This window comes from Oceanobacillus timonensis, assembly GCF_900166635.1.
Lineage (GTDB): Bacteria > Bacillota > Bacilli > Bacillales > Amphibacillaceae > Oceanobacillus > Oceanobacillus timonensis.
The window spans coordinates 3400856-3412917 of sequence record NZ_LT800497.1 but is presented as its reverse complement, the minus strand read 5'-3'; the positions used below and the strand labels follow the sequence as shown (position 1 = coordinate 3412917).

The following is a 12062-nucleotide window of genomic DNA, read 5'->3' as shown; positions in this document are numbered from 1 at the left end:
TGGATGGGCATCGTGATGTACTATTTTTGAAGCAGAGCGAATAATGGAGTACAAAGCTGTTCAGAATAAGGAATGTATGTATACGTCCAAAAAACATGAACAGGAAAAAATCCATATGATCATTAAAAAAACAACACAAAAAGCAGGTGCTCCTCCTCTTTCCCCATGGGTTCTGATTCAAAAATGGGAGCACCTATTATTTATTCACCTGCCGGTATCACCTGTTGCTTTGACAAGTCAAATTCCAGAGGGACTAGAATTGGATACATATGATGGGCAGGCGTGGATCAGTATCGTTGCTTTAAAAGTGAGTAAGAACCGGATCCGTTATTTGCCAAGCATTCCTTATCAGCATCCAATGTTGCAGCTGAATGTAAGAACGTATGTGAAGCGAAAAGGGGAAAAAGGCGTTTATTTCTTTACAATGGATACGAATAAATTATCTGTTGTTTTCGGAGGGAAAATAGTAAAAGCTCCTTTTCTCCATGCAGCTATGAAGATGAAGCAATCAGCAGATACCTATCATCTAGACAGCTTACGTAAAGGAAACCTGCCTGCCGTATTTCATGCAAGCTATACGCCTGTTGGAGAGGCTTTTTATCCGGAAAGACAGAGTCTTGATTATTGGCTGCTGGAACGCTATGTTTTCTGGACATATAAAAAGAATCATTTATATCGCGGGGCTATTCAGCATGAACGGTGGAAAGTCAGGAATGCAAAGGTAAATATAGATAAGCTAGCTTTTTCTTCTTTCTTATCCAAAGCGGTTATTGGAGAGAATCCAGTTATCCATTATGCCCGTTCTAAGATTGCACGCAATGGAATAATAAAAAAGATGAAGTAGGGATGAATCAGGAGATTATTTTTAAACATCGTATTGAAGTTTAAAACGTAAGCCGTACATGAATTTCATTACCATTCAAATATGTATCAGCGAAAATGAAGGTGACAGGAACGTATCCTGCCATCTTTTTTATTGCTTCGGCAGGTTATATCTTTTGGATACGCTTCATTTAATCATGAAACGTTTTATATTCCCTTGAGATTTCATAAACACTTATTCAGGATAAAACAGAATAACAATTTTTCGAATGAAAATCTGATATTCTATTTCAATTTTCAGTAGCATATTCTAATACAAACCAAAAGGAGCAGCTTGCGACGTTCAGATTGGTACGATAAAGTTCTAAAACGGATAAATAATGCCAAATGAAAGAAAAGCGAGGTTGGTTCGGGTATGAAACTTCATTTAACAGGTGATATATCGCAAGTGGAAAAAGGACTAGAGCAGCTTTTAAAGGATTTGGGAATTGAATTAGCAAAAGAAGGGCACCGCATTCAAGTGAGCCAAAGAAAAGGGCCGCTTTCTGTGAAAAATGAAAATCAGGAAGGTGAAATCTTATTTCAAGAAAAAATTCACTTTTTTAGAGGGCTTGGATTATGGCTGGAACATTTTGCTGCAGAAAAAGATTTTAACTTTGTTGAATATCCCCAGTTTACGATGCAGGGTGCAATGCTGGACGCCTCGCGAAATGCAGTGATGACGGTGGACGGGATAAAAAACCTATTACGAAACATAGCCATGATGGGGCTAAATACGTTGATGGTATATACAGAAGATACATATACGGTGAAGGAATACCCATATTTTGGCTATATGCGTGGAAGATATACAGAAGAGGAACTTAGGGAATGTGATCAGTATGCAGCGAATTTAGGGATTGAAATGATTCCATGCATTCAAACACTGGCTCATTTAACAGAAGCGTTAAAATGGAATTATGCCATTCCTATCCGTGATACCGCAGATATTTTATTGGCGGGATCCAAGGCTACGTATACTTTTATAGAGCATCTTATTGAAGCTGCCAGTCGTCCTTTTCAATCGAAACGAATTCATATCGGTATGGATGAAGCACACCAGTTGGGATTAGGAAAGTATTTGGATAAACATGGATATGAAAAGCGCTTCGATATTATGAATAAACATTTACAAGAAGTAACAGCCATTACAGATAGAAAAAAACTGCAGCCAATGATTTGGAGTGATATGTATTTTCGCCTCGGCTCCAAGCATGGGGGATATTATGATGTAGAATCGGAAATTCCAGAGTCAGTTGTATCATCGATTCCGGACACGCAGCTTGTCTACTGGGATTATTATCACGATGATGAACAATTTTATCGTACGTTTATTCGGAAGCACAAAGCGTTAAAAGATAACCCTGTATTTGCAGGCGGCGTGTGGACGTGGAATGGCATCTCTCCTAACTATGGCAAAGCTTTTGCCACAACGGAAGCGGCTTTACGTGCGTGTAAAAAGGAAAAGGTTCAGGAAATTTTCGTGACAATGTGGGGCGATAATGGCGCAGAAACGCCCATGATGACCGCTTTACCGGTCTTACAATTATTTGCCGAACATGCTTATCATGCGTCATTTTCAGAGGAGCATTTGCAGAAACGATTTCATTTTTGTACAGGAGCTCATTTGGATGATTTTATGCTTTTCAATCAATTGGATGAAACACCCGGAGTGGATAAAGATAATCTACAGACTTCTAATCCATCCAAGCTATTATTATGGCAAGATATATTGATTGGTTTATATGATGAGAATATCAAAGGTCTCTCCTTAAACAAACATTATGAGATTCTGACAGCCAAGTTGGAACAAGCAGCAAAAAGAAATGCGAATTGGAGCTTATTATTTCATTTCTACCAGCAATTATCGCACGTGCTCAGCATCAAGGCAGAATTAGGCAGAAACGTAAAAGAAACGTATGATAAGCAAAATAGAGAGAAGCTTCAAGAGATGCTTCCGATTTTAGAAGAAGTAAAAGAACGCGTTTACACATTGCGGAAAACGCATCGTACCTTATGGTTTTCTTTTAACAAACCATTCGGCTGGGAAATTATTGAGATTCGGTACGGCGGCGTACTCGCACGGATAGAAACAGTGATGTACCGTCTTAATCAATACATTGATGGAGACATTAATAAAATTGATGAGCTGGAAGAAGAACGGCTCTATTTTGAAGGCCCGTATCCGATGCAGACAGGGTCACTAGGCAGAAATTTATACCACCGTATTGTCACAGCTGGTCATTTATCATAATTTCTGTGAAATAGAATGAAGGAGGAAGTTTTGTGAGCAAACAAGCGTTAGCAAGAAAAATAGGTCAGTTACTCGTGGTTGGGTTTAACGGAAAAACCATAACCCCTGAAATAAAAGAATTGATACATGATTATCATGTCGGTTCCATTATTTTGTTCAGCCGAAATATCGGGAACCCGGATGAAGTTCTTTCATTAACATCAAGCTTACAAAAAGAAGCAAAAGCTGCTGGGTATGAAAAGCCCTTATTGATTTGTCTGGATCAGGAGAATGGCGTTGTCAGCAGAATACATCAAGGAATGACGACTTTTCCAGGAGCGATGGCGCTGGGCGCAACGGATAAACCACAATATGCTTATGAGGTCGGCTTAGCCACTGGAAGAGAGTTAAAAGCGCTGGGGATTAATTGGAATTTGGCACCGGTCTTAGATGTGAATAATAATCCACAGAATCCAGTTATTGGTGTCCGTTCTTTCAATGAAAATCCTCAAAAGGTTGCAGCATTTGGAGAAGCAATGATGAAAGGGCTGCAGGATGCCGGAGTGATGACATCGTTAAAGCATTTTCCGGGCCACGGGGATACAAGTGTCGATTCCCACTTAGATTTACCAGTGATATCCCATGAGATGGGCCAGCTGGAAAACGTGGAATTAGTTCCATTTCAAGCGTGTATTCAAGCTGGCGCGGATGCTGTTATGACTGCCCATGTTTATTTTCCGGCCATTGAACCGCAAGCAAATACCCCTGCGACTTTATCAAAGCAAGTTTATGTGAACCTTTTACGTGAAAAGTTAGGCTTTCAAGGAGCAATTACGACAGATTGCATGGAGATGAAGGCAATATCCAATACCATTGGAACCGAAAAAGGTGCAGTAAAAGCGTTACAGGCAGGGACTGATTTTGTCATGGTGTCTCATACGTATCCCGTTCAAAAAAGAACGATAGAAGAAATTACTGCTGCCGTTGAAAGTGAAGCGTTGTCAGCTTCCAGTATCGAAGCCTCATTTCAGCGTATTCAGCTATTAAAAGAAAAGTATACAACTTGGAAGGACGCCTCGTTATCCAACAAAGAAAAAGCCTTACAAATGGTTGGGGCAAAGGAACATCATCAGTTAGCTCAAAAAGTATATAGAGAAAGTGTCACCATCGTTCATAATGATCAGTTATTGCCGTTAAAAGGAGAGAAGCCGTTAAACATCCTTGTGTTGGAACCAGCTTATGGCCCTATGGCACAAGTAGAAGATAAAAATATGCAACAGAAATCACTTGGCTCTGCAATAAAAGAATACGTTCCTCAAGCATCTGTGCAAGTTTATGACGAGAATGTACGGAAGCAGGAAATGGCAGAACTCCTTCAAGCAGCTAAACAGGTGGATTATATCATTTTAGGGACAGTAACTGTAACAGAAAATAGCCCTGTTATCCCGTTTGTTCATCAATTAGTAAACGTAAATAGCAATATTATTGGAGTCGGGATGCGGAATCCATATGATTTTTATTACCTAAATAAGCTTCCTACTTTTATAAATACCTATGAATGGAATGACCCTGCATTACAGGTTGCTGCCGGAGCTATTTTTGGCAAAGAAAATGCTAGAGGCACACTGCCGGTCAAAATAGGATAGGAACATGATAAGGCAGGCTATTTATCTATTACAAAGGAGTAGAACATGAAAGGAGGAGGGGAAGATGAGCTAAATAAAGGCGTCGTGCGGGAAAACCGAATTGTAGCTCAGCACGTCAGAAGTGGATAAATGCAATACCTGTTACAGAAATACCTTGCGTTTTTCTGAGAGAAAGATGATTAAAAAGAAATAAAAAATAATACGGGGGAGGTTTTTGAGTGAAAAAGAATAAAAGAATCTTATTTCTATTATGTATCTCTTTTTTATTCGTGCTGGTTGCGTGCAGTAAGGATGAAAAAGAAGATGCCGGGGGAAATGAAGAGGCACTCGAAAATCTGAATCAAGACGGTATGCCGATTGTAGAGGAAGAAATCACAATTGATGTATTTGCTGGAAAAGCAGCTTCAGCGGCAGATGATTGGAATGATGTACCTGTTTTAAATGAATATGAAAAAATGACGAATATCGATATGAACTGGAATCAGGTTCCGGTTGATGGATTGGAAGAAAAAAGAAATCTAGCCCTTGCCAGTGGAGATTTACCCGATCTATTCTATGGTTCTTATATGCCTAATTCTGATTTATATAAATATGGCCAGCAAGGGATTTTTGTCCCTCTTAACGATTTGATAGATGAATACGCCCCTAATATTAAGGCTTATCTGGAAGAATATCCCGAGATTAAACAAGGCATCACGTTTCCGGACGGGAATATTTACGCTATCCCCCGGTTGAGAGATCCCGAATCTCCAACATCCTTGATGGATGATAAGCCATGGATAAACCAAGAGATTTTGGATGAAACAGGGATGGATAACCCGGAAACAACGGATGAATTCTATGAATATTTAAAAGCAGCAAAAGAACTATCCGTGGATGGTAATGAAGTGATTCCATTAAGCAGTGTGTCCATGGACCGTTTATTCCATTGGCTCACTGGCGCATTTGGCGTCTCGAATAAAGGGATTTTACATCCTTCCATTGATGAAGACCCGGAAACAGGGGAATTGCGTTTTTACCGTACAGCCGATGAGTATAAACAATTGCTGGAATACATGAACAAACTGTATACAGAAGGCTTAATTGAACAAAATATTTATTCGATTGAAGTCGATCATTTTCTGGCAAATGGAACAGAAGGAAAATATGCAGCGATGAACTTCTTCAATCCGAAAGACTATTTTGGCGAAGAAGTGGGCGGCCGTTATATCCCTGGGAATGCGCTGGAAGGTCCGAATGGAGAGAAGCAGTTTACCTCTGTGATTTCACCTGTAAATAGTCTGGGACATTTTTCGATTACCAATGTGAATGAAAATCCGGAAGCGACGTTAAGGTGGATTGACTATTTCTGGAGTGATGAAGGAGCGAAGATGTTCTTTATGGGATTAGAAGGTGAAACCTATGAAGAAACGCCGGATGGACCGGAATTAACAGAAGAAATCACGAATAATCCCAATGGGTTAACGGTTCAAGAAGCATTGGCAGATTATATCATTAATCCGGGCGGAGGACATCCAGTGATCGAAAACCCGGAATATTCGACAGCGCCTGAATTTCAGCCGGAAGATCTGGAAAATGCGGAAAACATAGCGCCGTACCTCATTGAAGAGCCTTGGCCGTTTTTCTTCTATGAAGAAGGGGAGCAAACAACCTTGGATTCTTTAGGAGCAGATATTCAAAAGTACGTCGCTGAGATGGAAGCGCAATTTGTTACAGGAGAAACATCTTTTGATGAATGGGACAATTATGTAAAAACACTGGAAGAAATGGGTCTTGATGAATATATGGAAATTCAAAAGAAAGCGCTTCAACGTTATGAAGAAGGACAGTAAATAAATAGCCTCACAAGTGGAAAAAGGGAAGAAATCTTCCCTCTTTCCGCCTTATTAAAAGGAGGTATTTCCTGTGAAAATCAAAAAGAAATTCATTGTCTTAGCCGCTGTGCCGCTAATCGCGCTATCAGCGTGTAATAACGATGATAAGGAAGATGTCGGCGGCAGTGAGGAAGCATTAAATAACTTAAATACAGAAGGCATGCCTATTGTGGAAGACACGATTGAATTAGAAATCTTTGCCGGCAAAGCAGCCACTACAGCGGATGATTGGAATGATGTTTTACTTTTGAATGAATATGAAGAAATGACAAATATGGATATCACCTGGAACATGGTGCCGGCGGATGGGTTGGAAGAAAGAAGGAATCTGGCACTTGCCAGCGGCGATTTACCAGATGTTTTCTATGCTGCTAACCTGCCTATTTCCGATGTTCAAACCTATGGGAGTCAGGGTACATTTATCCCTTTAAATGATTTGATCGAGGAATATGCACCGAACGTTAAAAAAGTGTTGGATGAAAATCCGGATATTCGCAAAGGAATAACATTCCCGGATGGAAATATTTATTCCATTCCGACGGTATACTCACCAGATTTTTCATCCTTATTAATTGGTGCTAAGGGGTGGGTGAATGGAGACTGGTTGGAACAATTAGATATGGATAATCCAGAAACAACCGAAGAGTTCTATGAATATTTGAAAGCGGTGAAAGAAACTGATTTAAATGGGAATGGAGAAAATGATGAAATTCCATTAAGCAGTGTGGCGGAAATGTCCCGCATCATTCACTGGATTTCTGGAGCGTTCGGTGTTCAAAACCGTGGCCAGCTACACACTTTAATTGATAGTGATCCAGATTCAGACGATATCCGCTTCTACCCCATTGATGATCAATATAAAGAAATGTTGAAGTATCTGAATAAGCTTTACGAAGAAGAGCTAATCGAGCAAAATATTTATTCCTTAGAGGTCGATCAACATTTAGCTAGTGCGGCAGATGACCGCTATGGTGCTGTACAATTCTATAACCCGATGGAATTATACGGAAAAGAAGTAGGAGAACAGTTTATCCCTGGTAATGCATTAGAAGGTCCGGATGGTACAAAAATGTATACAGGAATAACATCTCCGGTTCTTTCATTAGGAAACTTTCTAATCACAAGTGAAAATGAAAATCCGGAAGCGACGTTAAGATGGATTGATTATTTCTGGAGTGAAGAAGGTCAAAAGATGTTCTTTATGGGCATTGAAGGAGAAACCTATGAAGAAACAGAAGAAGGCCCGACACTGACAGAAGAAATAACGAATAACCCGGATGGTTTAACCCTGACACAGGCTTTGGCTGAATATATTATCAACCCGGGCGGTAACCACCCTGTCATCGTCACAGATGAATACTTTACCGGTTCAGAGAATGCCCCAACAGATGTCGAAGCTGCGGAACAAATAGAGCCGTATTTAATCGATGAGATTTGGCCGGCATTTACGTATACGGAAGAGGAAAATGACCGTATCGCTGTATTAGAAACGGATTTAGAAAAGTATGTAGAAGAAATGCAGGCTGGTTTTATTACGGGAGAAAATGATTTCTCTGAATGGGATGCTTATGTAGAAACCATTCAAGAGATGGGCTATGACGAATATATGGAAATCCAGCAGGCTGCCTATGAGCGTTATAAAGAAAATTAAAAGTTTTCATTTTGGAATGTTTCACTTTATCAGCGGATGGCTATTCATCCGCTGATAAATAGAAGGGGGTTGAAGCATGAAGGGAGCAAAAAATAACGTTTCTGTACCAGCCCAAAGCAAATTGGGCCAAGTGAAAAAGAACTTCGCCCGAAATTGGCAAATATATATCTTCTTACTTCCGGCGGTTACGTATTTTATCGTTTTGCATTATATACCGATGTACGGTGTGCAGATTGCTTTTAAAAACTTTTTCGCCAACCTTGGAATCTGGGGAAGCCCTTGGATAGGATTCGAACACTTTGAACGATTTTTTCATTCATATTATTTTTGGAGATTACTTAAAAATACATTGATTTTAAGTGCCTATCAATTAATCTTATTTCCATTGCCTATTATTCTAGCGCTCTCTCTGCATGAAGTGAGAAATAGCATATTTAAAAGATGGGCTCAAACTTTAACTTATGCACCACATTTTATTTCTGTAGTCGTTGTTGTAGGAATGATTGTTATCTTTTTAGACCCTACGACAGGTTTAGTAAATCGTCTAATTGTTGTTTTTGGTGGAAGTCCGATTGATTTTCTGACGAGTCCAAGCTGGTTCCGGCACATTTTTACATGGTCTGGCGTCTGGCAGACCCTTGGATGGGGCTCGATTATTTATCTGGCTGCTTTATCCGGAGTGAATCCGGAATTACATGAAGCGGCAAAGGTGGATGGTGCATCCAGGCTGCAGCGTATTTTCCATATTAATATACCAAGCATTTTGCCGACGATTGTTGTGTTATTTATCCTTAACATTGGCAGCTTTATGACCGTCGGTTTTGAAAAAGTGCTATTAATGCAAAATAATTTGAATGCCAAAACATCCGATGTCATCCAGACATTTGTTTATCAAACAGGTCTGTTGGAAGGGCAATACAGTTTTGCGGCGGCAATCGGGCTGTTCGATTCAGCAATCAATATTGCATTGTTAGTCGTATTTAACTATACAGCCAGAAAGGTCAGCGGGAACAGTCTATGGTAAGGAGGGGGAGAAGATGAAAAGGTTTACGCTTTCAGATAGAGGATTTGACTGGATCAATACCATATTTCTTCTCATTATTTTAGTATTGATTGTCTATCCTTTGATCTTTGTTCTAAGTGCCTCTATCAGTGATCCGCAAGCAGTCAGCTCCGGCAGAATGTGGCTTTGGCCGGTAGATATTACATTTAAAGGATATGAGCGGGTCTTTGCCAATGATGCCATTTGGCTTGGCTATAAAAATACTATTATTTACACATTCGTAGGAACGGCTATTCACTTATTTGTTTTATTGCCATGTGCGTACGCATTATCCCGTAAAGAATTAATGGCTAAAAAGCTTATCCTCTGGTTTATTTTATTTACAATGCTGTTTAACGGCGGTTTAATTCCTACTTACCTTGTTGTCCAATCACTGGGAATGCTGGATACAATGTGGGCCATTATTATTCCCAACGTGGTAGGAGCCTGGTCTATTCTGGTCGCAAGAGCTTTTTTCCAGCAAAGTATTCCGGATCAATTAGTCGAAGCATCCAAAATCGACGGAGCTTCTGATTTCTATATTTTTTTACGGGTTGTATTGCCGTTATCTTTACCGATTATTGCTGTCATGGCACTGTTCCATGCAGTGAATTTATGGAACCAGTATTTTAACGCTTTGATTTATCTATCGGATCGTGATAAGTACCCATTGCAATTGATTTTAAGAGAGATTCTTGTTGTGAACCAAATGCAGTTGAATGATCCGGGCGGGTCAGCCGAATCTCTGGTGGATCAGGTGAAAACAGCTGGTCTGATCAAATATGCGGTGATTATTGTATCGTCGCTGCCATTATTATTAGTTTACCCGTTTGTGCAACGCTTTTTTGTACAGGGGGTATTAATCGGGTCTATTAAAGAATAAGGGAGACCGGGAATGACGTTTGAGATAGACGGGAGGGATAGTGATGAATGGTTTTGTTGCCGGATATTATCGTTTTGCTGTATGGATTACGAGGTTTGCTTATCTCAATTTACTATGGATTGCTTTTTCCCTGCTTGGATTAGGGTTACTTGGATTCTTTCCAGCTACGGCAGCGATGTTTGCAGTGGTGCGAAAGTGGGTTCATGGTGAGAAAGATATTCCTGTCTTCCAGGTTTTTTGGAAGTCTTATAAAAAAGAGTTTTTGAAAATTAATGTGTTGGGATATATGCTGGCTGGAACGGGGTATCTCATGACAATGGAATTTCAAATTTTGCGGACACAGGAACATATCGCGTATACGATGGCAAGCTTTGCGGTTGTTGGTTTATTTTTGTTATTGGCTGTCATCGCGCTTTATCTTTTTCCGCTTTTTGCCCATTTTCAATTACGGCCGCTGGACTATATCAAATGGGCACTGCTTATTGGAATCGGGCATCCTTTACTAACGGTATTTCTTCTTGGCATCGTTATTGCGCTCATTTACCTTTCGTTGATGACTATTCCTGCTGTCCTCTTTTTCTTTGGGGGCAGCGTGATTGCATATATTCTCATGTGGGGAGTCGATTTAACATTTGCGAAAATGGAAGAAAGCCTTGCATAAAAAATGGAGGTGTCGATCTTGGTACGTTTAGGTCTGGATGTCTTTTTAGAAAAAGAATATAAACAAGTGGAAAGTCTGCGAGTTGGCCTGGTTACGAATATGACAGGTGTAAACGAAAAGCTTCAACCATCCATCGATTTGTTTGCGGAGCATCCGGCAATAAACCTGGTTGCTTTATATGCTCCGGAACACGGTATTCGCGGAGATGCAAAAGAAGGAGAGAAAGTATTCTCTTCTATCGATGACGTAACGGGGCTGCCAGTATACAGTTTGTACGGGAAGACCAGGAAACCAAGTCAAGAAATGGTAGCCGATGTAGATGTGCTTGTATTTGATTTACAGGATATTGGCTCCAGATATTATACGTATATTTATACGATGGCCAGTGTCATGGAAGCATGTAAGGAATATGGAAAGAAGCTGATTGTTCTTGATCGGCCCAATCCTATTTCCGGGATAAATATGGAGGGGAATTTGGTAGAACCAGATGTGCGTTCCTTTGTCGGCTTACTCCCCATTCCAAATCGGCACGGCATGACGGTTGGAGAATTGGCATTATTATTTCAAAAGGAGTTCGCTTACTTCTGCGACCTTTCTGTCATACCAATGGAAGGATGGAAACGCAAGATGTATTTTGATGAGACCAATCTATACTGGGTTCCGCCATCTCCGAATACACCTACCATTGATATGGCCATTTTATATCCGGGAACCTGTCTTATCGAAGGGACGAATGTATCGGAAGGGAGGGGAACAGCCAAACCATTTGAATGGATTGGAGCTCCTTTTATAGACGGACAGAAGCTTGCGAAAGGATACAATGAAAAAAATATACCTGGAGTGCTTGTCCGACCTATCTCTTTTGTTCCTTCCTACCAAAAATATGAAGGGGAAGTCTGTGGTGGTGTACAGCTTCATATCGAAAATCGCGATGCACTTCACGCTTTACAAGCAGGTGTTACCTTAGTCGAAACAATCGCCATGGTCTATCCAGACCAATTCCAATTCACCCAAAATGAAAATGGGAAGTATTTCTTTGACTTATTGGCAGGAACCAAGCGGTTAAGACAATATATCACTGCTGGAGAAGCGGATCGTTATTTAAAAGAAAGTCAACAAGAATTGGAAGCATTTCAAAAAACGAGAGAAAAGTATTTATTGTATTGTTAAGAACGATGACGCGGACCAAACGATTCCATGCACCAACAGAT

The 12062-nt window shown here is 40.2% G+C and carries 9 protein-coding genes; all 9 read left to right on the top strand.

From position 1 onward, the window contains the following. Positions 1-115: 115 nt before the first annotated feature. The 9 genes from B7E05_RS16645 (at position 116) to B7E05_RS16605 (ending at position 12021) form a co-directional block, all read left to right on the top strand. Entirely contained in the window at positions 116-844 is a 729-nt protein-coding gene (locus B7E05_RS16645) for a YqjF family protein (RefSeq protein WP_179134563.1), read from the top strand. 393 nt (positions 845-1237) lie between these two features. Further along, positions 1238-3115 carry a beta-N-acetylhexosaminidase gene (locus B7E05_RS16640; protein ID WP_080875264.1) on the top strand — a complete coding sequence of 626 codons (1878 nt, stop codon included), beginning with the start codon at positions 1238-1240 and terminating at the stop codon, positions 3113-3115. Between the two features lie 32 nt (positions 3116-3147). Beyond that, positions 3148-4740 carry a beta-N-acetylhexosaminidase gene (gene nagZ, locus B7E05_RS16635; RefSeq protein WP_080875263.1) on the top strand — a complete coding sequence of 531 codons (1593 nt, stop codon included), beginning with the start codon at positions 3148-3150 and terminating at the stop codon, positions 4738-4740. Between the two features lie 218 nt (positions 4741-4958). Beyond that, positions 4959-6572, top strand: coding sequence for an extracellular solute-binding protein (locus B7E05_RS16630; RefSeq protein WP_080875262.1), 1614 nt, complete (start codon positions 4959-4961; stop codon positions 6570-6572). Between the two features lie 73 nt (positions 6573-6645). Further along, positions 6646-8265 (top strand): extracellular solute-binding protein, encoded by a 1620-nt coding sequence (locus B7E05_RS16625; protein WP_080875261.1) that lies wholly within the window; start codon positions 6646-6648, stop codon positions 8263-8265. A 76-nt stretch (positions 8266-8341) separates the two neighbouring features. Beyond that, entirely contained in the window at positions 8342-9289 is a 948-nt protein-coding gene (locus tag B7E05_RS16620; protein ID WP_080875260.1) for an ABC transporter permease, read from the top strand. Between the two features lie 13 nt (positions 9290-9302). Next, on the top strand, positions 9303-10190 hold the full coding sequence (locus B7E05_RS16615; protein ID WP_080875259.1) for a carbohydrate ABC transporter permease: 888 nt from the start codon (positions 9303-9305) through the stop codon (positions 10188-10190). Between the two features lie 43 nt (positions 10191-10233). Next, positions 10234-10851: a YesL family protein gene (locus tag B7E05_RS16610; RefSeq protein WP_080875258.1), complete on the top strand. Its 618-nt coding sequence runs from the start codon at positions 10234-10236 to the stop codon at positions 10849-10851. An 18-nt stretch (positions 10852-10869) separates the two neighbouring features. After that, positions 10870-12021 (top strand): exo-beta-N-acetylmuramidase NamZ family protein, encoded by a 1152-nt coding sequence (locus B7E05_RS16605; protein WP_245833132.1) that lies wholly within the window; start codon positions 10870-10872, stop codon positions 12019-12021. The last annotated feature ends 41 nt before the right edge of the window (positions 12022-12062 follow it).